The sequence below is a fragment of the Candidatus Odyssella thessalonicensis L13 genome, from assembly GCF_000190415.1.
Lineage (GTDB): Bacteria > Pseudomonadota > Alphaproteobacteria > Paracaedibacterales > Paracaedibacteraceae > Paracaedibacter > Paracaedibacter thessalonicensis.
In genome coordinates, this window is the sequence record NZ_AEWF01000002.1 from 63,988 (window position 1) to 88,076 (window position 24,089).

23 protein-coding genes and 1 tRNA gene are annotated in these 24,089 nt (G+C 42.9%); 12 read left to right on the top strand and 12 right to left on the bottom strand.

Translation table 11 applies throughout. From position 1 onward, the window contains the following. Window positions 1-43 precede the first annotated feature (43 nt). The 3 genes from HMO_RS0103720 to apaG form a co-directional block, all read right to left on the bottom strand. Window positions 44-877 (bottom strand): hypothetical protein, encoded by an 834-nt coding sequence (locus tag HMO_RS0103720; RefSeq protein WP_010298837.1) that lies wholly within the window; start codon window positions 875-877, stop codon window positions 44-46. A gap of 187 nt (window positions 878-1,064) precedes the next feature. Continuing rightward, window positions 1,065-1,634 carry a GTP cyclohydrolase I FolE gene (gene folE, locus HMO_RS0103730; RefSeq protein ID WP_010298838.1) on the bottom strand — a complete coding sequence of 190 codons (570 nt, stop codon included), beginning with the start codon at window positions 1,632-1,634 and terminating at the stop codon, window positions 1,065-1,067. A gap of 5 nt (window positions 1,635-1,639) precedes the next feature. After that, complete coding sequence (gene apaG, locus HMO_RS0103735; RefSeq protein WP_010298841.1) at window positions 1,640-2,059, bottom strand: Co2+/Mg2+ efflux protein ApaG; 420 nt, start codon at window positions 2,057-2,059, stop codon at window positions 1,640-1,642. A gap of 114 nt (window positions 2,060-2,173) precedes the next feature. Here apaG and HMO_RS0103740 point away from each other — a divergent pair, with 114 nt between their 5' ends. The 3 genes from HMO_RS0103740 to HMO_RS0103750 all read left to right on the top strand — a co-directional run bounded on the left by HMO_RS0103740 (window position 2,174) and on the right by HMO_RS0103750 (window position 5,809). Beyond that, the gene (locus HMO_RS0103740) at window positions 2,174-2,854 is read left to right on the top strand and encodes a tetratricopeptide repeat protein (protein ID WP_010298843.1); all 681 of its coding nucleotides are present in this window, start codon (window positions 2,174-2,176) and stop codon (window positions 2,852-2,854) included. Between the two features lie 424 nt (window positions 2,855-3,278). After that, window positions 3,279-4,508: a leucine-rich repeat domain-containing protein gene (locus HMO_RS15440; RefSeq protein ID WP_010298845.1), complete on the top strand. Its 1,230-nt coding sequence runs from the start codon at window positions 3,279-3,281 to the stop codon at window positions 4,506-4,508. Between the two features lie 263 nt (window positions 4,509-4,771). Then, the gene (locus tag HMO_RS0103750; protein ID WP_010298846.1) at window positions 4,772-5,809 is read left to right on the top strand and encodes a leucine-rich repeat domain-containing protein; all 1,038 of its coding nucleotides are present in this window, start codon (window positions 4,772-4,774) and stop codon (window positions 5,807-5,809) included. Between the two features lie 27 nt (window positions 5,810-5,836). Here the strand turns inward: HMO_RS0103750 and recJ are convergent, their stop codons facing one another. Both recJ and HMO_RS0103760 read right to left on the bottom strand, forming a co-directional pair. Next, window positions 5,837-7,615 (bottom strand): single-stranded-DNA-specific exonuclease RecJ, encoded by a 1,779-nt coding sequence (gene recJ / locus HMO_RS0103755; protein ID WP_010298848.1) that lies wholly within the window; start codon window positions 7,613-7,615, stop codon window positions 5,837-5,839. Further along, on the bottom strand, window positions 7,612-7,863 hold the full coding sequence (locus tag HMO_RS0103760; RefSeq protein WP_010298850.1) for a hypothetical protein: 252 nt from the start codon (window positions 7,861-7,863) through the stop codon (window positions 7,612-7,614). Before HMO_RS0103760 ends, recJ begins: the two co-directional genes overlap by 4 nt. A 56-nt stretch (window positions 7,864-7,919) precedes the next feature. Here HMO_RS0103760 and HMO_RS13670 point away from each other — a divergent pair, with 56 nt between their 5' ends. Then, window positions 7,920-9,731 carry a PHA/PHB synthase family protein gene (locus HMO_RS13670; RefSeq protein ID WP_010298853.1) on the top strand — a complete coding sequence of 604 codons (1,812 nt, stop codon included), beginning with the start codon at window positions 7,920-7,922 and terminating at the stop codon, window positions 9,729-9,731. 7 nt (window positions 9,732-9,738) lie between these two features. On the opposite strand, the gene HMO_RS0103770 is transcribed toward HMO_RS13670, so the two are convergent. Further along, complete coding sequence (locus HMO_RS0103770) at window positions 9,739-10,368, bottom strand: glutathione S-transferase (RefSeq protein ID WP_010298855.1); 630 nt, start codon at window positions 10,366-10,368, stop codon at window positions 9,739-9,741. 209 nt (window positions 10,369-10,577) lie between these two features. Here HMO_RS0103770 and HMO_RS0103775 point away from each other — a divergent pair. The 4 genes from HMO_RS0103775 (at window position 10,578) to HMO_RS0103790 (ending at window position 13,259) form a co-directional block, all read left to right on the top strand. Next, a tRNA-Arg gene (locus tag HMO_RS0103775) sits at window positions 10,578-10,654 on the top strand. 80 nt (window positions 10,655-10,734) lie between these two features. Beyond that, window positions 10,735-11,133, top strand: a complete 399-nt coding sequence (gene rpoZ, locus HMO_RS0103780) for a DNA-directed RNA polymerase subunit omega (protein ID WP_010298857.1) — start codon at window positions 10,735-10,737, stop codon at window positions 11,131-11,133. A 64-nt stretch (window positions 11,134-11,197) separates the two neighbouring features. Then, window positions 11,198-12,577 carry a trypsin-like peptidase domain-containing protein gene (locus tag HMO_RS13675; RefSeq protein WP_010298859.1) on the top strand — a complete coding sequence of 460 codons (1,380 nt, stop codon included), beginning with the start codon at window positions 11,198-11,200 and terminating at the stop codon, window positions 12,575-12,577. A gap of 109 nt (window positions 12,578-12,686) precedes the next feature. Further along, window positions 12,687-13,259 (top strand): hypothetical protein, encoded by a 573-nt coding sequence (locus tag HMO_RS0103790; RefSeq protein ID WP_010298861.1) that lies wholly within the window; start codon window positions 12,687-12,689, stop codon window positions 13,257-13,259. A 10-nt stretch (window positions 13,260-13,269) separates the two neighbouring features. Here HMO_RS0103790 and HMO_RS0103795 read toward each other — a convergent pair whose 3' ends face one another. After that, window positions 13,270-13,575, bottom strand: coding sequence for a DUF167 domain-containing protein (locus tag HMO_RS0103795; RefSeq protein WP_010298863.1), 306 nt, complete (start codon window positions 13,573-13,575; stop codon window positions 13,270-13,272). 527 nt (window positions 13,576-14,102) lie between these two features. Here HMO_RS0103795 and HMO_RS0103800 point away from each other — a divergent pair. Next, window positions 14,103-15,308: an acyl-CoA dehydrogenase gene (locus tag HMO_RS0103800; protein ID WP_010298865.1), complete on the top strand. Its 1,206-nt coding sequence runs from the start codon at window positions 14,103-14,105 to the stop codon at window positions 15,306-15,308. A 58-nt stretch (window positions 15,309-15,366) separates the two neighbouring features. Then, window positions 15,367-16,341: a leucine-rich repeat domain-containing protein gene (locus tag HMO_RS0103805; protein ID WP_010298867.1), complete on the top strand. Its 975-nt coding sequence runs from the start codon at window positions 15,367-15,369 to the stop codon at window positions 16,339-16,341. Window positions 16,342-16,413: 72 nt separating this feature from the next. On the opposite strand, the gene HMO_RS0103810 is transcribed toward HMO_RS0103805, so the two are convergent. Then, the gene (locus HMO_RS0103810; RefSeq protein ID WP_010298869.1) at window positions 16,414-17,277 is read right to left on the bottom strand and encodes a vWA domain-containing protein; all 864 of its coding nucleotides are present in this window, start codon (window positions 17,275-17,277) and stop codon (window positions 16,414-16,416) included. 159 nt (window positions 17,278-17,436) lie between these two features. Between HMO_RS0103810 and HMO_RS0103815 the strand changes: the two genes are divergently transcribed. After that, window positions 17,437-18,021 carry an LOG family protein gene (locus HMO_RS0103815; RefSeq protein WP_010298872.1) on the top strand — a complete coding sequence of 195 codons (585 nt, stop codon included), beginning with the start codon at window positions 17,437-17,439 and terminating at the stop codon, window positions 18,019-18,021. Between the two features lie 56 nt (window positions 18,022-18,077). Here the strand turns inward: HMO_RS0103815 and HMO_RS0103820 are convergent, their stop codons facing one another. The 4 genes from HMO_RS0103820 to HMO_RS0103835 are packed head-to-tail and all read right to left on the bottom strand — an operon-like array spanning window position 18,078 to window position 22,617. After that, complete coding sequence (locus HMO_RS0103820) at window positions 18,078-19,355, bottom strand: flagellar hook-basal body complex protein (RefSeq protein ID WP_010298874.1); 1,278 nt, start codon at window positions 19,353-19,355, stop codon at window positions 18,078-18,080. A 10-nt stretch (window positions 19,356-19,365) separates the two neighbouring features. Next, on the bottom strand, window positions 19,366-20,241 hold the full coding sequence (locus tag HMO_RS0103825) for a flagellar hook assembly protein FlgD (protein WP_010298876.1): 876 nt from the start codon (window positions 20,239-20,241) through the stop codon (window positions 19,366-19,368). A gap of 12 nt (window positions 20,242-20,253) precedes the next feature. After that, complete coding sequence (locus HMO_RS0103830) at window positions 20,254-21,858, bottom strand: flagellar hook-length control protein FliK (protein ID WP_033444500.1); 1,605 nt, start codon at window positions 21,856-21,858, stop codon at window positions 20,254-20,256. Window positions 21,859-21,915: 57 nt separating this feature from the next. After that, window positions 21,916-22,617 (bottom strand): hypothetical protein, encoded by a 702-nt coding sequence (locus HMO_RS0103835; protein ID WP_010298880.1) that lies wholly within the window; start codon window positions 22,615-22,617, stop codon window positions 21,916-21,918. 305 nt (window positions 22,618-22,922) lie between these two features. Here HMO_RS0103835 and HMO_RS0103840 point away from each other — a divergent pair, with 305 nt between their 5' ends. Next, complete coding sequence (locus HMO_RS0103840; RefSeq protein WP_010298883.1) at window positions 22,923-24,059, top strand: class I SAM-dependent methyltransferase; 1,137 nt, start codon at window positions 22,923-22,925, stop codon at window positions 24,057-24,059. Window positions 24,060-24,089: the final 30 nt, after the last annotated feature.

The window sequence follows — 24,089 nt, forward strand, 5'->3', positions numbered from 1 at the left end:
CGTAACAGATTACCTTTATCATTTGGGGCAAATTAAGGATGGCTTATAGAGCGTAAACACAGTAGTAAAGGGCACCTATAGCCGCAGAAGAGGTAACTAATACCCAGCCTGGTGGTGTTAACACGCCAGGTAAAATACTGGTACACAAGTTAAGAGTGTAATAAGTAGATAAGGCGGTCCCGGTACTGCTGGTAATATTAAAGATTAGCTTCACATAACGCAGTGTTTTGGTCAGAAGATGTTCATTAGAGTGAAGCATTTCATTTTTCCAGTTTTTCAGTTTATCGGCTAAGGTAAGGAGGTCATTTTCAATCCGCAGTTGGCTGTTCTCAATTCCTTCAATCTGAACCCCGTGCTCCTGCAATGCTGTTAATAATGTGACCAGCATCTGATTGTTCTTCTCTAATAATTGAGTCATAGTCGCAAGCTGTCGGCTGAGCGTTTGGTTTTCTTGTCTCAGTTGATCGAGTTCACCTTCTAAATCTGCTATATTTGTGAGAGAAGCATCTTCCCTAGGTAGAAGGAGCTGCATTTGCTGTTGCGGAAGGGAGTCTGACGTAAGATGAACGAAGTCCTTGTCTTCGGCTAGATCGTCCTGTAAAGGAGAGGTATTGTCCATAAAGAATTGCTTAAAGGGCAGAGCTTGGCTATCAAATTCTGAAGTTGGGATGGCACTGTTAAGAGTAAAAGTGTCAAGGGTGCCAAAAGAGGAGGCAGAGTCACTAGAAATGTCGCTGCTATTATTATTGCTCTGGGGTGCATATAATAAAGCTAGCCTTTGATAAAGCTGAGCTTGTTTAGACGGATCTAACCAGTCAGAAGAGATTTCCTCTGCGTGAAGGGTGGCTGTCAAAATTAGAAATGCTATTAATTTCATCGAACCCTCGTAAGAATATTATATTTTTTTACTAAAATTTAAAATTAATTCTTTTCTAAGATTAGAGCTCGCCTAACCTTGTGTCAAAATAAAATAGATCCTTTTAATAAATAGTTAGGTTTAAGTAAGAAATGTTGGTTATAAAAGGAGATCCTTCAAAGTTTGCCCTTAAATTTAAGATAAGCATTTACCCCTTAATGAGTGATAAAACATCGCGCCGTAATTCACTATTATCGCGGAAGGCCCCCATCATTTGGGTGGTAATCAAAGTAACTTCAGTTTTATGGACGCCGCGACAGGTCATACATTGATGAGTCGCTTTAATTGCGACTGCCACCCCTAAAGGGCGCAGAGTGCTGTTAATGGCCTGGGCAATTTCTGCTGTCATCTTTTCCTGGATCTGTAACCGCTTAGCAAAGATATCGACCACGCGCGCTAATTTACTTATGCCAACCACACGCTTATTAGGTAAATAAGCTATATGAACATAGCCAATAATAGGGGCCATATGATGTTCACAATGGGATTCAAAGCGGATATCTTTTAATAGGATAATTTCATCATAGCCGTTTATTTCTTCAAAGGTACGTGATAAATAGGCGGCAGGGTCTTCGCCATAGCCTGCAAAGTATTCTTCAAAAGCACGAATAACGCGTTCCGGCGTCTGTTTCAACCCTTCTCGGTCAGGGTTGTCCCCAGCCCAGGATATTAAGGTACGGATGGCAGCTTCGGCCTCTTCTCGAGTAGGTCTTAACATATAACTCAGTTCAAAGTGATGGGTTGATAGGGGCTATCTAAAGAAAATGCTGGGATTTCGACACTAAACATCTCGCCATCTTGACGCGTCATATGATAACGGCCAACCATAATCCCTGACGGTGTTGCCAGAGGCGTACCGCTGGTGTATTCATAAGTTTCACCCGGCTGGATGGTGGGCTGTTCACCAACGACGCCAACCCCTTTGACGACTTGGGTGCGGCCAAAGCTATCGGTAATCTCCCAGTGACGATTTTTGAGTTGTACCGGTGAAGATCCAAGATTTTCTATCCGCACATGATAAGCCCATAAATAATGGTTTTCTTCTGGGGAAGACTGGCTATCCAGATAAATAGGGTAAACAGTCACACGAATCTGCTCTGATTCTTGAGTGTAAGAAGGTGCTGTCGGTAGCATTGTTGTCATATGGGTTAAACCTCCTGTAAAACAAGATAGTCTCGACACAACGATTTTCTACTTCTATCATAGCTTATTGTGGGTTAGAATGTCATAACAAATGTTTAAAAGTGTTGGAAAAAAATGGCAGAAAAGGACAAGTTTGACGAATTTCTGGATGAGGTAGAGCAAGATATTCGTCAAGAAAAGTTTAAACAAATTTGGGATAAGTATGGCAAGCAAGCAAGTTCTGCTATCACAGTACTCCTTGTTGCTGTAGCTTCTTACTCACTGTGGTCCAATTATCAAACACGTGAATTAGAGCGCCAATCTGATTTTTACGTTAAAGCGCAAACTTATCTTGAACAGGGAGAGCCCACTAAAGCCTTATCCCTATTGAAAGAGCTTAGTGCTGGGAATAAGGCCTATGCTACATTTGCTAAGTTTTCTCAGGCTGCCATCCTTTCAGAACCCGGTAAAGACCAGGATCTCGATAAAGCTTTTAGTTTATATCAAGAAATTGCTAATGATTCGCGTCTCGAACAAGTTTGGCGAGATACGGCCGCTTTACAGTTAGTCAGTCTAAGCTTTGAAAAGGATCCTCAACAAGCTGAGACTTTGCTGGCAAAGATAGAGCCGCTATGTGAGCCCGGCCGCCCTTTACAAGCTTTAGCGCTTGAGCAGAAAGGCCTTATCCTCTATTTATCAGGTAAGAAGTCTGAAGCCGCTGATATCTTTGTTCAGATTGTCCAGTTAGGCAATGCGCCAGAGAATGTTAAGTGGCGGGCGCAGACGATGGCTCAGCAGATTTCGAGCGAATCTTAATCCTTAATCTCGCTTTCCAATACTTTTCACTAGTCAACAATTCAAAGGTGACATTGCTTGCTATTGTCATCTTTGGCAGCTAGAGCCCTTTACACTATGATAATAATAAAAGCAAGAAAATGGTGTGACCTTCCCTGATAAGAGTAGTAGGCTTCTTGGCTAAGTATTGCCTGCTTTAGGGGCAATCCCAAGGGCACTAAACATGCTATCCTTCCTTTCTAAAGGTGTTCTCGAGAGCATTTAGCCTAAAAATAAGAATTATAAATTAGATTTAACCTTAATTGCTTGAGTAACTTTAAGAAGGGGCTGAGATTTGATGACTTATCAGAGCAGACCGCTGATAAAACAGTGAAGCTATATTAGGTGGCTTTTTGAACAATTCACCTGTTACTGACAACGATTCCATGGAGTGGGATAATAAACAATGAAGAATAAATTTTTATTTTGTTTTGGTCTTTTAACTATCTTATCGAGCTGCCTCTTTGCGGGGGAAGATTCTGTAGAAGTGGGATATCTAGGCCATGATTTACCCCCTGAAATGATAGCAAATGTGGTGCAGCATTTATCTCCTTCGGCAGCTGCAAGCTTAGGGGCGACTAATCAGATGCATCATCAGGCGGTAAAGGATCTATACTTTGAGAAATTAGAAATTGTGATCCCTAAACTAATTGATGAGTCTGTGCGCCAAGGGATCTTAAATCAGGCTGTAAGAATAATTCCGCGCCTATCTGAAGGCAAGGTTAAGCTTAAAAGAAGCGTAAAACAGCCCCATGAATTATTATTAACTATAATTTTAAATGAGGGTCAGTGCGGCGGTTTTATGGAGGATGGGAAAAGCAAGATCGCAATTCTTCAATCCATCAAGAACGTGGTCATGCATTCTGCTAACCTAAGCATGCTGTTGATGACATCTTACTTTTATCCGCATAAACCCAAGTCAGTCACATCGGCGCAGCTGGATTTAACTTATCTCCCCTACAGCATCAAAAACCTGACACACTTAGTCACGCTAGGAGTTGCCACGAATAAGTTGACGTCTTTATCTCCCACAATTAAATACTGTTATAATTTAAGGAATCTTTTGCTCATGGAAAATCAGCTGACCTCCCTGCCTGCTGAAATTGGTAAGCTAAAGAATTTGCAAGAACTTGAACTCAATAATAATCAGCTCAAATATCTGCCGCGCGAAATCGGTTGGTTGGCTAAATTACAAACGTTGGAGCTAAATCATAATAAGCTCTTAGCTTTGCCGGCAGAGATCGGCAACTTGGTAAACTTGAAAGAATTATTTCTGGGGGGAAATAAGTTAACAGCTTTACCGGCTGGGATCTGTAACTTAATTAATTTGCAAACGCTAAATCTTCAGGGCAATCCCTTAATCGAACTTCCTTCTCAAATTGGTGCGCTGCGGAGTCTTAACTATTTATGTGTATCAGATACCCCTTTACAATATTTGCCCCAAAGCTTTCGGCAGCTTTTAACGAGGCAGAAGTTGGAAGGCCTTAACTTCGAAAATACTGACTTACCCTTACAGATCAGAGTGAAATTTTCATCCGCCCCTAAATGCTTAGAGGTAATTAAAAAGCTGGAAGACCAAGATATCAATGTCTTTGATGACAGTCCTAAATGCTCCTCGCCCCGTAGGAAAGGATAAGTCTGACCTCTTTCTTGCTAAGAGCCTGGTCGAGAAGAAAAAGGCCGGGCGCAGCAGAGAGGCCCTCTGGTCTATTGTTGCTCGCAAAAAGAGATCTGTTTAAATAGTTAAATAATTTTTAATCTATTTATCTGTTCTAGTAATTTAATTAGATACTTGAAATATTTTTTTAATACCTATAAAACTGATAAGTTTAAATAACGAGTTTTATTAGTGTGATAAAGAAATATTTACTTTGTTTAGGTCTCTTGTGGGGACAGGGGATGAATAGCAGCGGAATGGAGGCATCGCTAGATGAATCCTCTTCCCTAACCGCTACTCATTTCTGTTATTTAGGAGATCGAGTGCCTCCAGAGCTATTCACAGAGATTATTTCTAATCTGAGCTTTGAAGATGCTGCTATGATGGCACAGGTTGATAGCACTCATTACGAAGCTGTAAGCGAATTATATTTCGAAAAGCTGGAAGCTGCTATTTATACGGCCATCCAACAAGCTATTAGCCATAATATATGGAAAGACTTACTAAGCGGTACAGAGAGGGATGTCAGTCTTCACTCCCTTCTTTGCCATAACTCTGCTAATCTTGAAAATTTGATTTTAAAGGAAGTTTATGCGGGAGGGTTTCGCGACAAAGGAGCAAGTTTAATCCATATCGTGCAATCAATTAAGGAAGTTATTGCAAATCCTTATAACCTCGACTTATTACTGACAATATTTAGTACTTCTTCCTCCGTTGAGAATTTTAGTTACCGCGATAAGCCGATAACCTATCTTCCGTGCAGTATAAAAAAGCTAACCGCTTTAAAACACTTAGAACTCTGTAACACCAGCCTTTCCTCTCTTCCGTCAGCTATTGGTGATCTTATTAACTTAACCGAGCTTAACTTAGCTAAGAGCCGGCTTTCATCTTTGCCCGCTGCGATTGGGAATCTATCGCGCTTAACGCAGCTTAGCTTAGCTCACAACCAACTGCTCTGTTTACCTGCCTCTATTAGCAATTTAACTCAGTTAAAGTTTTTCAATACCGGCAACAACCCTCTGTGTAAGTTACCCAGAAGTATTATCAACTTATTAGAATATCGTAACTTTGTTCAAGTTTACCTAGGGGAAACACAGCTGCCCCCACAACTTAAAAATCCGATATATCTAAAATATGTGCCGCAGATAATTAGCTTTCTGGAGGGAGAAGGTAAGGACATTCTTGATGGGGATGGGCGTTCTGGCCCACGAGCGCCAGAAGCAAGCACAATCGAAGATCAATATCTGGGATTACCAAATCTTGTGGATGACGATTTGTAAGGTGCCCTTCCAAAATAGTTAGCTGTTTTACATCACATCGTCAATAAAGCAGGTCACGCTACAGCGCCCGTTCCACGTATCCACCTTCAAGGTACCGGCCACTTGAATCGATTTATTGCTACGGGCCATAATGGCATCGCCTAAAGGCGTTTCTAAAGCACGAAAAGCCATAGCTTTAAGGCGTGTTCCATCTTCCCCTTCTAGGGTGCAGCGAATATGATTGACGCCGACAGGTTCAGCATAAGTAACTTTGGCTTTGTGAATGCAGAACTTAGGAGTTGGATTACCATTCCCAAAAGGCTCTAAGCGTTTAAGTTCGTGCACCAGATCCAGCGTTGCGCCAGAGGGCGTTAATATGCCATCAATTTCCAGCGTCGGCTCTAGGGTTTCAAGTTGATGCTTCAGATTATCTTTGAGAAAATTATAAAAGTTATCGAATTGATCACGCATAACTGTGAAACCTGCAGCCATGAGATGCCCACCGCCGGCCGTAAGTAGACCATGATGGCAAGCGGCATGCATCGCAGCGCCTAGGTTCACCCCAGCAATCGAGCGACCAGAGCCTTTACCAATATCCGCATCGAACCCGACCACACACGCCGGTCGATTATAGCGCTCTTTTAATCGTCCTGCCACAATGCCAATGACGCCTGGATGCCAGCCTTCTTGACCGACAAGAATGAGAGGCTGCCGATGGAGGCCTTGAGTCTCAATCTGGTGAATTGCTTCTTCGAGGACAAGAGTCTCGATGGCTTGGCGCTCCTTATTATAGAGATCCAATTCACGGGCCAATTGTTGTGCTTCGAGTTCATCCAAGGTTGACAGAAGGCGTGAGCCATATTCGGCGCGGCCAACCCGTCCACCGGCATTGATGCGAGGGCCTAATAAGAATCCCAAATGATAGGCAGACGGGGTATCATCCATGCCTGCAAGATCAGCCAAACATCTTAAGCCGTGATTGGAGCGCCGTGCCATAACTTTAAGGCCTTGCGCCACAAAAGCGCGATTGAGTCCTGTCAAAGTCATGACATCACAAACTGTTCCAAGCGCAACCAAATCGAGATATTGGCGTAGATCTGGTTCGGGACGCTGGGCAAACCACCCTTCAAGCCTGAGTTGACGGTGTAAAGCCACCAGGAAAATAAAACTGACGCCGGCGGCACACAAATTGGTTAGCGGACTATTTTCATCAATGCGGTTGGGATTGATGATGGCTGTGGCAGGGGGTAAAGAAGCTTGCGAGACATGGTGATCCAGCACAATCACATCCATTCCCAGTTGGACCGCTGCTTCTAAAGGGGTAAAAGCAGTTGTGCCACAATCTACCATTAATAGGGTGGTGGTGCCTTCCTTGGCCAGTTGCTGCATGGCTGGGACCGTTGGTCCGTATCCTTCTTCAATCCGCTGCGGAATGTAGACGCGCAATGAGATACCAATATCGCGGAAATAACGTTTTAATAGAGCAGTAGCGGTAGCACCATCAACGTCATAATCTCCAAATACAGCGATCGTTTCTTGGCTCTGAATGGCTTTCACTACCCGGTCAACCCCGACACTCAAATCCTTAAGATGGGATGGGTCGGGCATTAATTCTCTTAACGTTGGCTGAAGGAAAGAAGCCGCATTTTGAAAATTTATGCCCCGTTTTAACAGGATAGTGGCGGCGAAGGTGCTGATTTGATGATTTTGGGCTAGTTGTAATGCCTCGCGAGGATTAACCTCATCAAAGACCCAACGGCGGCCGCCCACGGAGATCTGGCCATCAAATAGATAAGAATTAGAGAGGGGTTGCTGAATGTTTGTCATTTCTTAATGAGAGCTAAATTTTTGTCGGCTTGACGTTGAGCATCTAAACGGTCATGTTCAAGGTCGTTTAATTTTTTTGCAATAAAGCCATGATCAGGCGGAGTTGGGCGCTCTGGCACGTCAACCAAGCGCGGAAAGCCGCCCTCTATTTTTCCGTATTTTTCATCATCCGGGGTTTGGGTTGTACAGCCTAAAAGTATTCCTATAGGCATCAAAGTAATTAAAATTTTACTAAAATATGTTAGCATTTTATTAAGTGTCTGTCTTTAAATTGGAATTAGAAGGTCATAGAGAGTATTGTAGCATGTCACCACAAAAGAATGAAACGCCTTTAGAAATTTACCAAAATTTTGCCCGTGAATGGCAAGAAATTTGGACAAAAATTATCGATGCAAATCAGAGAACTTGGGTAGATTATGGACGCTCCCTACGTCCCGAACCATCCCCGCAAAAAGGCGTGATGACAATATTTGATCCTGAAATTGTACAAGATACCATTGCCAAAGCCGCTCAAAAGATTTCAGAGCGGCCTGATCGCATGATTGAGTTGCAAAAAGAGCATTTAAAAGATGTTATGGCGATCGTTAAAGAAGTGGGAGAACAGCTAAAGGGAGGGCAAGCTCAGCCCATCGTCGAAGTTGATCCCCGTGACAAACGTTTTAAAAATGAGATCTGGCGCACCAATCCCGCCTTCTTCTTTATGCAACAAATTTATTTGATTAATGCCAAGTTGCTACACAATACACTAGCGCAAATTGATGGGCTAGATGAGCAGACACTCAATAAGTTAGAATTTTATACGCGCCATCTAATTGATGCGATGGCACCCACCAACTTTCCTTTAACAAATCCGGATGTGATTCAAGAAACTTATGAATCGCGTGGTGAAAATTTAATCCAGGGCTTTAAAAACTTCCTTAAAGATTCGGCCACAGGAACATTTAATATTAAGATGACCGACATGGAGGCTTTGCAGCTCGGGCGTGATATTGCCACCACTAAAGGAAAAGTCATTTACCGCAATCCATATCTTGAATTGATTCAATATAGCCCCACGACCAAAAAGGTTTATGAAAAGCCGATCCTTATTATTCCGCCCTGGATCAACAAATTTTATGTGTTTGACTTAAAGCCAGAAAATTCTTTCGTAAAGTGGGCTGTAGATCAAGGATTTACGTTGTTTATGATTTCATGGGCGAATCCAACCCAGTGGCACGCCGATAAAACTTTATCGAATTATGTGCTGGATGGTGTTAAGTCGGCCTTAGACTTTGTGTTAAGTTACACTAAAAGGGATGTCATTAATGTCATTGGGTATTGTACCGGCGGTGTGCTGCTGAATAGCTTGTTGACTTATTTAAAAGCAAAAGGGGAAAAGCCCTTTGATGCGGCCACCATTATCGCAGCTCCCATAGATTTTCGCGAAGCCGGGGACTTGCTTGTTTATATCTGTGAGCAGCAATTAAAGAAATTGGAAGCTCATGTAAGCAAGCGTGGCTATCTTGAAGGCAACGCTATGGTGCAGTCCTTTAATTTATTGCGGGCAAATGATCTGATTTGGTCTTTCTATGTTAATAATTATCTGATGGGTAAGGAACCGATGCCTTTTGATATGCTGCATTGGAATGGGGATGCTGTGCGAATGCCAGCCACAATGCATACTCAGTTCCTGCGGCAAATGTATCTAGAAAACCGCTTGCTTAAACCAGGGGGCATTAAGGTTGGCGATGTGCCTGTGGATTTGCGTACCATTGATCTGCCCATGTTTGTTATGGCAGCGCTCGATGATCATATTGCTCCATGGCGTGCTGTCTATCCACTCACCCAAGCGGTTAAGCAAGCACAAAAGTTTGTTTTGTCAGGCTCTGGCCATGTCGCAGGAGTTTTCAACCACCCTGATAAAAATAAATATTATTTTATGGAAGCTGATAAGCTGTATGATACGGCCGAGCAGTGGCTTGAGCATGCCCATAAACAGACAGGTTCGTGGTGGCCGACATGGAAAGAATGGATGGAGCAGTATGCGGGCAATAAAGTACCTGCTCCGACGATAGACCCTAAGGCTGTTATTGCTGAGGCCCCGGGCGAATATGTCAGAGATAATGGATTGTTGTAACCAATTTTTATGACTCCTTCCAACTAATATATAGCGGTGCCTGAGAAGCATCCCACCGGGGATGCTTTGCCATAACCTGTGCAAAGATTTCACTGCTGCTGATCATCTTCAGCCAAGTCTTAACAGCAGAAAAGGGTAAAGTGTCAAACCATTGCGGGTCTACCATTGAGAACTGACGGATAAAGGGAAAGATAGCCATATCTAGCCCGCCCATTTCTTTGCCATTGAGGAACGGATTTAAGCGAGCCTCTAGAACCTCAATAAACACTGTACATTGCTGACGATAATCTGCTCCATCTTCTTCAGTGTAGCGCCCTGGATATTTATAGCGGTCGAGAGCCTGTTTAAAAGAGCAATCATTTAATTGAATCAGTTTATGCTCTTCTGTCCCAAGATTATTAAGCTTCAAAGCCCACTTCATGATATCTAAGCTTTCTTGGAGGACCGTATTGTCGGTCAAAATAAGGACCGGTACAGTGCCTTTAGGGGAGGCTTGTAACATCTCTGTCGGCTTATTTTTTAGCTCAATTTCCCGGTGCTCATGGGAGATTAAGGCAGAATACAAGGCTAAGCGAGCGCGCATGGCATATGGGCACCGGCGAAAGGAGTAGAGTATTGGAAGCTGTTCTGCGGACATGGATTACATTCCTATCTGAAGAATTATCCTTAGTAATGGCAAAGTACACGTGTATTCGCAAGTTATTTTGACTATATAAAAGTACACCAATTACCCTTAACTTAGGACGGGCGAGGTTAGGAAGAATTTGCATTTGCTGACGATCTAACAGATCGTAAATACTAATTTTCTTGCACCGGACCTAAAAATTGATTAGTAATAAACTATATGCGCCCATAGCTCAGCTGGATAGAGCAACGGCCTTCTAAGCCGCAGGTCGGGGGTTCGAATCCTCCTGGGCGCGCCAGTTTCCATGCAGTCCGTTGGTTTTCATAGTTTGCATAGGATATTAAGTTGCTCAATATATAAAGAATTTTGTGAGGATCCATGGCTCGCGTAACAGTTGAAGACTGCGTTAAAGTAATTCCCAATCGCTTTGAACTCGTAATGGTTGCGGCTCGCCGTGCCCGTGAGCTCTCAGCCGGCGCTTCAATGACTATTGACCGTAAAAATGACCGCAATCCAGTGGTGGCGCTGCGTGAAATTGCTGAAGAGACGATTGCTGTTGATGCCTTAAAAGACAGCTTGGTGCGGTCGCTGCAACGGGTTTCCTTTGCCGATGCTAGTGATGAAGAACTCGAAAATGAATTTCTTGATGCCTTCTCAACTTCATTGTCGTCAATGGAAGATGATGACGAGGATGATGTGTCAGCAGCCCAAATGATCGAGGCCGATGCTGAATCCCATCTCAATATTTCCGAAGGCGAAGACGGTTCAGAGGCATAAAAGGCCTCTTTTTTTAACTTCTCATTAAGAATGATCATGCTAATCTGTTCTCATGGAGGACAAGATGTGTCGTTTTCTCTTTTTAATTGTTGCAAGTTTTCATCTGCTGTTTGCAGCCTGTGAGGCTACAAAAGCTCCAGAGTCGGTAGACGAGGTCAAGCTATCTTTCTCTCCAGTGGTTAAGAAAGTGGCCCCTGCTATTGTCAGTATCTATGCCCTCCAAGTTATAGAACATAAATTTCATCCTTTATTTAATGACGACTTCTTTAGCAACTTCTTTGATCACCCTCAAGGCCCTATTCGCCAAGAGCTGGGACGTTCCATGGGCTCAGGGGTTATTGTTAGTAAAGACGGCATTGTTGTCACCTGTGCCCATGTGGTTCAAAATGCAAAGCTTATAGAAATTAAATTATCTGATAATCGGTCTCTTCAAGGAAAAGTCATTGTTACTGATGAAAAGAATGATTTGGCGATTATCCAGCTTTTGAAAACTCATGGAGACATTCCTTTCATCCCCTTAGGACAATCCAGCCATGTCGAGGATGGCGATTTAGTTTTAGCTTTTGGTAACCCTTTTGGAATCGGCCATACAGTTACCAGTGGTATTATCTCAAGAGCGACGCGTATGGTTGGCGGTCGGGTTCTCATGCAAACTGATAGTGCCATCAATCCAGGAAATTCTGGAGGGGCGTTGGTCAATATGAAGGGGGAACTAATTGGGATACCCAATGCAATTTTATCGAAAACAGGGACAAATTTAGGAATTGGTTTTGCTATACCAGTCTCAATGGTCATGCCGTTGCTTTCCTCAAAAAGCACTAATGGCAGAGTCGTGCGAGCGTGGGATGGCATTAAAGTGGCCACTTTGAGTCCTGAAAAGGCTGAATCCTTTGGCATGAAAGATGGTAAAGGGGTATTAGTTACAGCCATTCATGATAACAGCCCCGCCAAAAAAGCAGGTTTGCAAGTCAGTGACGTGATTACTAAAGTTAATGCGATGGCAATAGAATCTGAGGAAACTTATCTCCTTAAAATATTAGAGACCAATCCAGATCAGGATCTGTCCTATAGCGTCAAACGCAAAGGTGAAGAAAAAACAATTAACTTTAAGACCATTGCACCTCCTGAGTTGCCAAAGGCGGAAGAGACCTTGATCCAGGGAAACAACCCGCTTTCGGGTCTAAAAATTGCCAATCTTTCACCCGCTCTTGCTTTAAAGTATAGTTTTGACATGATGCAAACCGGGGTTGTTATCCTTGAAAGCCCTCCAAGTCAAAGCTTATTCGGATTATCTTTGTTTGAACCCGGGGATATAATTGTTGAGGCCGATGGCGAAAAAGTAACCTCTGTTAAGCATTTTGCTCAGTTGGCCAGTGATGGTTTGAAGAGTTTGGTTTTACGACGCGGCACCAATCAAATTAATATTAATATTGGCTCGCGATAAACTCTTTTACTTCAGAAAAATCTCTATAATAATAAAAAAAGGGTTTAGTGTTAGGTAAAAGTGAGGCTAATAATTACTTTCTGACCTAACATGTACTTAAGGAGGCAGTATGCTTAAGCTAATTTTCCCCAGCCTAAGCCTATTAGTTAGCTGGACTTATGGAAATCAGAGGGATGCAACCTTCATGGATACCTTTTCAGATAAAGTAATCCTTATTGATTCTACCATTTTGACGCCACTAGATATTGATCATCGACTCCTCGAAGAATCCAATCGGGAGCTGTGTTATCTGCAAAACGACTTAAAAGAGTTGAAAGAAATTCAGCAAGTATTACAGCAAATGGTCGGCGAAAATGCCTTGCCTTTAGCACAGTCTGAGGCTTTCGTGATAAAAAGTACCCAGCAAACTGCAGCAGCTGTCGAAAATCTTGAAGCTGCAAAACAGCAGAAAACAGCCAATTTCTTACAATTTTTACTGCTTCAAGATGGTATTCCCTTAGGGGCGGGGGCTTTGCTCGGAACAACAAGCTTTCTGGCAACAAAAGCAGCCTTTTTGTCGGTTCCTCCTTTAGCTTTAACAGGGGCGCCGATTGTGGTGCCCGCCGCTTTAGCTGCTGTAACTGGCGGAGCTGCCTGGTTTGGCAGTAAGTTTATCCTTCATAAATTAAACCAATCCCTTTAAAACTTTCAACTTAACTGATGGTCGAAAAGAAATCGACAATTTGGCTTATAGTGTTACTTTCAATGGCTACCGTCTTATTGCGATGAGTATGCCCTTGCAGAAGAGTTAGCTGAGATGGAGCAATTTTGAGTTTCTTGGCAAGAAATTTGATCAGTGCCTGGTTCGCTTTATTATCTTCCGCCGGTGCTGTGACACTTATTTTCAACATCCTCCTTTCTCGATCATCTTTATAAATGCCACCAATAGCATCTTTAGAAGATTTTGGTGATAAGCGAATATAAATCACAACTTTTGATCCCTGAACAGAGTAAAACATGCTTCCTCTCGTAAAAAATTTGCCTTCTCCCTGAGCGGGCAGAATGGGGAAAAATTTTCTCAAATTATAGGGTATTTAGCCTCAAAAAATCAATTTAAGCCCGAACTGATATAATTGAGTTAATTGAGCAAAAATAAAATGTTTGTTAAAGCAGGAGAAGGGCTCCCTGTCGGGAAGGGGCAATTATTCATTTTCCTAGCTTCTAAATTCTTCCTGTCCCCATACTATACCAAGATACCGTGCTGTCAGAAAAAAATATTAGGAACCTCAACAAGAAAATTACCGTACAGTTAGGAAAAAATTATCACTAAAAATAGCAAATTTGGGCTTAGGGATAGCCGTGTTTAGGGATGCGATTTTCGCAGCAGAAAAAGCAGAAGATTAGAGAAGGGATAATTGTTGTTAAAATTATTTTCCTGAGGAAGAGATAACCGTTAAGCTTCTGTCCTGACAAGCCTGACCTTGCGAGCAGGAGTTTGGATGAGCTAAACTATAGTTATCTAATCTGAATATAAGAGTTATATCCTATGCCAGCTGCCATTTCTGCTAAATCCTCTCAGTCCTCTGTACGTTCGACACCGTGGAGCGATCCCTTATTATTGGAAGACCAACTTACTGATATGGAGCGGATGATTCGTGATACGGCGCAGGCTTATGCCCAGGATAAGCTGATGCCACGGATCTTAGAAGCCAATCGACGTGAAGAATTTGATCCTCACATTATGAAAGAAATGGGAAGTTTAGGTCTATTAGGGGTAACGATTGATGGTTATGGCTGTACCGATGCGGGGTACGTCAGTTATGGTCTGATTGCCCGCGAAATAGAACGGGTTGATTCAGCTTATCGCTCGGCAATGAGTGTCCAGTCTTCTTTAGTAATGTATCCCATTTATGCTTACGGTTCAGAAGATCAGCGCCAAAAATACCTGCCTAAATTGGCGAGCGGCGAATTTATTGGATGTTTTGGCTTAACTGAGCCCGATTCAGGCTCAGATCCTTCCAGTATGCGGACGCGGGCGACCGCTACTCAAGGGGGCTATCTTTTAAAAGGCAGCAAAATGTGGATTACAAATGCGCCTTTAGCGCAGGTCATGGTGGTCTGGGCCAAGTGTGAGGATAATAAGATTCGCGGCTTTATTCTAGAGCAGGGAATGGCAGGACTGAGTACACCCAAAATTGAAGGTAAGATGTCACTGCGCGCTTCGGTAACGGGCGAAATTGTTATGGATAATGTCTTTGTCCCTGAGGAAAATCTGCTGCCTAATGTAGAAGGTATCAAGGGCCCATTTGGTTGCCTGAATAATGCGCGTTATGGCATTTCCTGGGGCGCTTTAGGCGCCGCTGAGTTTTGTTGGCATGCGGCTCGAACCTACACTATGGAGCGAGAGCAGTTCAACCGTCCGTTGGCGGCAACACAATTAATTCAAAAAAAGCTGGCAGATATGCAAACGGAAATTACCTTAGCACTGCAAGCGTGTTTGAGGGCAGGGCGGTTAAAAAATGAAGGATATGATGTTCCTGAGGTTATTTCGATGCTAAAGCGCAACTCTTGCGGCAAAGCTTTAGATATTGCGCGGCTAGCTCGAGATATGCATGGTGGCAATGGTATTGTAGATGAATATCACGTGATCCGGCATATGGCCAACCTAGAAACAGTTAATACCTATGAAGGAACCCACGATATCCATGCTCTAATCTTAGGGCGCTATCAAACGGGACTCGCCAGTTTTTAATTATTTAGCAATATTGTTTTGGTAAGATGTAATTATAGAAATATAATTACGCTTATGCATGAAAAAATATTTCTTTTGTTTCTTGTGGTTGTCTTTGCACTTTGCTCCCGCTGTGGAGGTGCTGCCAGCTCATAGTTTATCCTCCGTCTCCCGTCATCCGCTTTACCAGCATTTAATGTCGCAGGAGACGCTGGCACCGTATCAGCTTAATTATGCGGGCACCCCTCTTGGCTCCCAAAAAGCGATTGTTCTGGGATCTTTTATTCAGGGGCGTAAACACCTAACCAGTATCGACCTGAGTGCTTGCAATCTGGAAGACCAAGAAGCTGAGCTTATTCTTTCTTCTCTAAGTCATCACACACAGCTCCAATATCTGAACCTAAGTATAAATGAAATTAGTAAAAGGGCGGCAAGCCTCCTGAGTCAATTGATCCGCCATAATGGAAAACTCCAGTACTTAGATCTTCATAATAACCATTTTACAGATGCCTGCCTAACTCTTCTCTTGGAGAGCCTAAAAGGACATCCTCACATAGGTTATCTAGAGTTAAGCTTCAATACTTTCCATAACAGCTCCTTAGCATCTTTAAAGGGGGTAGTAAGGGAAGGGATCTCTCTGAAGCGATTAGCAATAAGCGGTATTGGGTTAACTGCTTTAAATGCGGTCTCTTTACTCGCTGCCGTAAGTCACAACACCACTATCACTGAGTTATCTTTATCTTACAACAACCTCTCCTCTCTGGGGCGAGAGATAGGCAAAATGATGAGAATGTGCCCAAATTTAAAAAAGATAGAGCTTGTTTGCTGTAACTTATCGATGGCCGATTTTAAGCAGATCATGGACGAGCTTAAAAGGGACACCTTACCATCGTTTAATGCGCCACTTTTTGGCTGGGCGCGTTCTAAGGAGCGGCGCGTGATTCACCTTGCGCTCGAGGACTCCCTTCAGAACCGTAATCTTAAGGAATTTTATAAGTCTGCTAAAGCGGATGCGGTAGCAATTGAATTAAATATACGGCTCGGCTTGGCTTAACTCCCCCTCTATACAGACAGCGGCTTAGAGACGGTCCAAGCGAAATCAACTCTTTATAGCAGGGAGTTTAGCTTATTTTAGCAATAGGTTTTCTATCTTTTTTACAAAGAACTCAGGCTGAATCATGGCTTTTAACGGATTAACCGGAACAATATAGCCCCTCTCAATAAGGTCAACGGTTGTTAGAGGGGTGCCATTTTCTGAAGTAAACCCAATGGGTGCAATAATCTGCTTTTCCAAGGCATTATCATCAAAGAATATGGAAATCACTTCTGGAAAGTTATGAAAAGGCTTGGCGTAGGCTTCTGTCTCGCCGTGGCGATTCCAGCGCTGCCAGTCATCTTTAACAGCATTAAACTGCTCAGAGAATATGGCTTCTACTCTCGGGCAAACTTCCTGCTTAATAAATAATGTGTCGCTAAAATATCCTCGAAATAATTGGTCATTCTCGTAACAAAATAAATTCTGAATCTTATAATCTTGGTGCTCTAAAAGCGTCATGATGTGCGGAAGGTCATGGCCAAAGGTGCGAAAGACAAACCGTATATCGTAAGGAGACTGTTGCGCCCATTGAAGCAGCGTCCAGAAACTGGCAAATAAGGGACTTTGCTGAGTGTGCAGAATAGTGACTAACTGATGGTAGGTCGCTTGGGTCTGCTCTAATAAGGGGTGGCCACTTTCTTCAAGCATGGCTAAGAATCGAAGATAGAGATCGCGCCGTTGCTTTTTAATGGCAGCATTTGCTTCGGAGCCGGGGATTAAATGGTGTTCAACATAATCTTGATACCGCATTTCTGGTAGCTCGTGATGCCAGATGCCGCGTGTTTTCTTAGCTAATTCGTGGGCAATGGCAATTTCTGCGGTTTTTCCTTGAGCCAGATCAGCGGCCATAATAGTACCGTTAACATCTAAATAGACCACAATAATTTTTCTCATCGCTTATTCCATTATATGGCTTAGGTATGATGATAACCTTTTCACAGTTAGGCTTACGAGAGAAGCTTAATTTTAACGATTTCTATAAAAATCTTAATCAATTGTTGGGGTAACTAAACCATACTATACTGGTAAGGTAACTTGAAAAAGGATATCAAAATGTCTGCACTTAAAACCATATGTGTATATTGTGGAGCGTCGACTCGTGTCGATGCAATTTACCGTGAAACTGCTGCTCGGACCGGTGAACTTTTAGCCAGATCTGGCTTTAATGTGGTTTATGGGGGCGGACGCTTAGGTTTAATGGGAATTGTGGCTGACAATGCTTTGGCCCACGGCAGCCATGTAACGGGGATTATTCCTACCCTTCTTGAGAAGATTGAGGGGACGCACCCTGGTCTTTCTGAGACGGAAGTGGTGGATACAATGCATACCCGTAAACGTAAAATGTCGGAATTAGCGGATGCTTTTATCATTCTGCCGGGCGGATTTGGAACTTTGGATGAATTGTTTGAAATCCTGACCTGGCGTCAGCTGCAAATGCACGATAAGCTGATTGTGATTATTAATACCAATGGCTACTGGGATCCTCTCAAAGCTTTAATTCATAATATTATTGAAGAAAAGTTTGCAACCCCAGCTCATGCCACCTTTGCTAAATTTGTGGCGACACCCGATGAAGCGATTCATGTTCTTATCCAAGAGCCGGAGCCGGAATTAGCTTTTAGCGGTCAGCATATTTAATACTTATAAATAAAAAAAAGAAGGGCCTTGAGCCCTTCAATTCTTAACTCGCTTCACTATCCGAGTGACCGTTCTAAGGCTTGCAGCATTTCCTCAATGGTGGAGATCCCCCGAAGGTTTGCTGTATAGCGCTGCTGATCAACAATCAGGTCAGTAAAGACGGAAGCTGCATCGATGGTCGATTCTTCAAGGCTAGCCGCATTAATAGCACCCGCTTGACCTAGCTTTGGAAAATTAAGGATATAAGAACCTGACGCATCGGTAGCAGTGAAACTGCCGCCAGTTTGTTCGACAAGTTGATTAGCATTCGCAAAGGTTGCCAGAGGAATACGTGCATACTTTTGGGAGGTGCCATTATCAAAGGTCGCGGTCATGAAGCCATCGCTATCTATTGATGTTTGTAGGTATTTCCCCGCCCCTCGGCCATCCACGGTAGGTTGAGTCAGTTCAGTAGCACTGCCCACACAGCGCAATCCATCTTTTTGACCAATAGTCCCCAAATTCATGGCTATGCTGGAAGGGGCCGCTGCTGTACTTGTCCACGTAATATCGAGATTCGGGGGTGGCGAAGCAGCACCATTGAAAAGGGTCGGCAGACCGGCTGAATCAAAATCGATGGTCATACCGGGGGCCGTATCATAAGGGGCTGTAACCGTACCATCAGCTGTAGTTACTGATAATCCCCATTGCAGAGTGGGCGTGGTACTGATCTGAGTAAAAGTAAGATTGAGCGTATGAAGCACCCCAAGCGAATCATACACACTCATGTTTGTCACCTTGGTGGTTGGTGTTGCCGCCTGAGCGCTCAGTAGGCCTGACATGGCACAAGTTGCTGACGCAATCGGGTTTCCCGAGAGACTTTTTGTATTTGCAGTTTGCAAGAAAGCTATGTCCGTGGTGTTGCTAGAAAGGGGATTCCCGCTTGGATCAACATAGAAAACTTTTAAAAAATCACCCACATGGTTAACAAAGTTTCCGTCTTTATCTTCTGTAAATGTTCCCACTCTGGTGTAAGAGGTGATTCCAGGTGACGTATCACTTGGACTACTGTTAACAACGAAGAACCCTTGTCCTTCTAAGGCCATATGGGTGCTAACATCTGATTGGACCGGCGAACCAACAGTGGTAATAAAGTGCTGGTTGGCCGCAGCAATACCGCCCGGTGTAAATGTATCCATAGATTTACCAGTATTGATGACCGATAAAAATGCTGCTCTTTGTTTAGAGCCATAGGCTCCTGCTGCCGCTAGGTTTTGGGTATGGCAATTAACGCGTTGTGAGACTCCTTTTAGACCAGACACACATGCGTTCATTCCTGAATTTAATCCAGACATTTTATTCTCCTTAACTTAAATAACTGGGGATCGATGCTAATTCTGTTGCGCTCTCAAGGGGCAATTGGCTTTTCAGAAGCTGATTCAACTCCTCATAATGCTTAATTTGATCGCGCATGGTTTGGCTTAAGCCTAACAATTCTTGGGAAGCGGGTTTGCGGACCCTGAGGACATCCTCAAACTCCACGCCGAGGTCATCTTTGACCAATAGTAAAAATTCACCGTCCTCATCATAAGTAATTTGTCGCACTGTTCCCTTAAGAGCGGTGGCGATTTCTATTTTTTCACCTTTGTCATCAATTGCCTTAACGGTGGTCCGATATAAACCAGTTGGGACTATACCATCCGGATTTATATCACTGTTACCGGACCAGGTTATGGTTTTTGAACCCGGTTGAGTGGCCAACGGTACTGTTTTAATAAGAGTTGAGTCAGCATCATATATTTGTAATTCTGCCTCTTTAACACCGGGGGGCATGATTAGCTGAATTTCTTCAGCGTTTCCTTCAAATTTGATAACTTTACTTTCATAAAGGATCTCTTTATTCAAATAACTCTTAGCAGCCGCCATCTGTTCTTTGAGACGCATATCATTGCTCTGCTTTAAAAGCTTATTGGTTTGCGCTTGTTCGGCTGCTGAAAAGAATGACATCACGGTTTGCGTCATTTCATGGGTGCTCATTGGATCATCAGGGTTTTGGTTTTTAACCTGAGCTAAGAACATTTTCATGAACACGTTGTACTGCTCATCGCGATTCTTTTCCAGCATGCGGGTCAACGCACTGCGGTCTTTGATCTCCTCTTGGGCTGCACCCTTAGCTTCTTTATTCTGCTCAGCTTTAACTGGCGGTGGTGGCATAATGCTTGTGTTAACTGGGGTTACCATTATTATGATCTCCTACACTGAAATATCGATAGATGATGTGGACAAGGTCGAAGACATTGGTATGGACGGTGTTGCCGCTACCTCTAACTCTTCCTCTTGTACTGATGGACGGGTTTGGAAAGCAAACTCAGCCTCGCCGTGGGTATTGTGCTGCTGGGACATGGAAAAGCTCATGCCCTGTGCATCAGCGTTCAACCCAGCATCCTTGAAGATGTTCTGGAAGTCTTGGCTGTGCCTATTTAAAACCTCAAGCGTTTCTTTATTTTCAGCCTTGAACAGGGCTGATACCATGCCGTCGCGCGAGATGTCGAGCTTAATTTCAACTTTACCCAGCTCATAGGGTTTTAGCTGAATATTAAGGTGGGTTTCACCTTTGTGGAGACTTTGGCGTAAATTGTCCTTAATTTGTTGTAAGGCATTTAATTTTTCCAAAGGCGTGAAGCCCGCCGTTTTTTGGATTTTAGCTCCTTCTCGCACTAAGCCTGCCTTATTTTCGACCGAAGCAAGAGGATCTATGCTTTTATCCTGTGGCTTTAATAGATTGATTTCCTGGTCTTGAGGGGCTGTGAGCGAGGCCAAAGTGACAGTAGGACTGGCCGTGGAGGGACGGACCTCGGGCGTACCTGCTGAAAGCTTAGCAGCGGACGATAGCACCTCAACGCCCTCTGTCTGAAGAGACGTCATTTGAGTCACTTCAGGCTTTTCCCGCATCCCTTCCGTCTCAATAATTGAGGGAGTAATCTCTTTTGAGTGGATAAGTTGAGGATTTACTGCTTGAAAATTAGGGGGAGCCGCCGTCTCCGAGAGGATATTATCAACAATTAAATTGTCTGCTCCTTGAAGATTAACGCGGGCTTGGGACAAGTTTAAAGCATCTTGGGGCGTCAACGCAGTGGTGTTTTCTAAAGATGCGGCTAACATCTCCGGAATAAAAGGTGTTGCGCTCTCAAAAGACACTTCTCCTCTTATTGAAGGGGCGGTACTCTCAATTCTTACCTGTCCGCTTTGAATCCAATTTTGGAGCTCTTGATCCTTAGACGTCCTCAATGAGGTTGTCATGAGATTAGAATTTTCAGAGTTTTCAAAAAGCAGGGGCGTCTCGATAGGCATTCCAGCTCGAGCGTCTAAAGCGGCAATGGCTGACGAATCTATATTTGGCAGCAGTGAAGAAAGGACTATGGAAGCCTCGTCTTCTTGAATTAAAGATGTAGTCTGCTCTAATTCAGCGTTCATTAGAGTATCTGACGCTGTATTACTTAGCTCATCCCGCTGCTTAATTTTATTCTCTGTTTTAAGGTCAGAGTGTTTAATGCTGTCTTTATAGCCAGCTAAATGTTTCTCGATTGGCTGCTTAGGCGATTCAATAGTTGGCTGTTGCGACGGATCGCCTTGTCGCTTAGCAGAATGAAGCGCGTGTTCCTGTTTTTTCGGTTGTTTAGAATGGGAAGGTTGCTGTGTCGCAATCTTTCGGAAAGAATCATTGTTGATCAGATCATGAAACGGCTTTTTGCCATCGCCCAGCGTTGCTGACTTAATTGATTCCATCAAGTCGCTCGCTGGTTGCTTTGACTGTTTCAATGATGCTGTATTAAGAGACGATGTCTTTGATACCGCCATGGTCTACCTCTGATTAAACTATGTCGATCAGAGATAGCAAGAATGATGCCAAGTCCCTTAATTAGGGCTTTTGTACTCTTTTTCAGGTTTTGCTTCTAATTCGATATACAGCGACTGTCCTGGCAGGATTCCATTAGGGATATAGCCCTCATAATATAGGTTGCCATCTACAAGAAAGGCCGGTTCGATGGCAGTTTTACTGTCAGCCAGAGCTTTTTCCAGTGGTGTTGTCAATCCTAACAAATTAATAATACTTTCCCAGTTTCTCTCTGTAGCCATAATTTTGGCTTGATTATGCCAATACACATAGCCTGCACCACCTAAAAGACCGGCTGTTAAAACAGGGGTAGAAATCATCGTGGGTAGGAAATAACTGACGATATAACCGCCAAAAAATCCCTTAGGATACTTGGTCATATAGTCAATGACTGTATGATAATGAGACATTTTAAATTTAACGACCGAGCATTCCAGCTGTTTGCTACCGTCGCTCATATTAAGAGAGATACTTGCCGGAGAACTTTTGAAAGACATATCTGTTTTCAGCTCCCCTAAACGAATAAATTGGCGGCGAATGGGGCATTGAGCAAAAGCCTCAGAGGAATCTAATACTGGATAAATCTCTGTTTTAAGGCAGTTTTGCGCATACTCGCGCGGGTTAGTTATTTCTGTTTCACTTTTCCCCCACGAGAAAAATGAATCCGTTGCAGAACAAGTATTTATTAAGGCCAAGATACAAATTAGCCGGCTTAAAATCATGTAATTCTCCAGAGTATAATTAGTCAATAACTGTAATATCCTGCGATTTTAGATAAATTTAAGCAAATATTTTTTTAGAAGCTGAGTGAAAACTAGCCTCTGGGAAGTGTAAAACCTGATCAATAAATATTCTTTTTAGTCAGGGCAGCAATGGTTATAATCCACTCATGATATTTTAAAGTAAATATGGCAATAATGCTAGTTTTACATTTTTTTATAATTATATATAAATATTTTTATTTATTATTAAGCATGTTATACATAATTAATTTCTAGACTTAATTTAAAAAATTAAAGGAAATAAAATGAAAAAAATTCTATTACTTCTCTGTCTATATTCCTCTTGCGGGGCCCAGGCTATGGAAAGGCCTGATTCACAAAACCAAAATGCTCCCAACACCATACCTTTACTTGCCTCCGAGACGACACCGACGTGTGATCTTACTGATATAACTATTCTCAAGCCTCTTATTCATCCTGCCTTTAGAAATGATCAGAAACTCATTCACTTAGCTATCAGGCTTTTGAAAAACACTCAAATAAGAGCAGTAGGCAGTGATAAATATGGGCAAACTTTTCCGATCAACTCAGAAATTCTTAAGGAGTTGATGCTGCAAGCCCGTGGTAAAGTAGTCTGTGAACTGGCCGCAGGACCAGGCAGTAATTGTATTTTCTTGGCTTTAGCAGGAGCCAAAAAAGTATATGTTAATGATATAACTCAAGAAGAAATTGATAAACTTAGAGAGCTAATAAGTCCGCTGTCCTCTAAGTTTAAAAGAAAGTTTGAAATGATGGCCGGCGACATGTTTAAGCTACCCCAGCGGCTGGCAGGAGAGTGTGATATTATTTATTGTCGAAATTTTATTCATTTATTGCCAGATACTCAGCTTGCTTCCTTCTTTTCCCAGCTTAAATGGCTTCTCAAACCGCAGGGGAAAATTGTGCTAACAGCTCAAGCTGCAAAGAACCTGATAACTGATCAATGGCAGGCAAAATCAAAATCTATACGTGGATATTTCATTAATTCTCAAGGTCCTCTGTTTGAGTCTCTTCCCTATTACTGCGTGGAGCAACCTACGGAAGAAGATGGAAATCCCTTGGACTACCAAAAATTCTATCCCCTTTCGATTGAGGACGGCCGATTATCTATGAATATAGAACAAATCAAGGCAATGCCGGAAAAATTAAGAAACTTTTTTAAGGAACACCTTTCAGAAATCCGAGAAGTAAAAACCACAGAAGATGTTAAGTTTGCCGTATTGGCTAATCATATTAATTACTTCAGTCCCGAAAGTCTTAGCCATTATGCTAATCTGTATGGATTCAGATCTAATCAATGTTTTATCTCAGATATCGGGACAGGCCATATCGTTAAAACAGATGGTATAACCTTAGATAGTTCCTTACAAGTTACCCTCTTTGCGACACTGGTGGGCAGCTAAGCGAGCTTAGCGCCCCCTGGGTCTAACCAA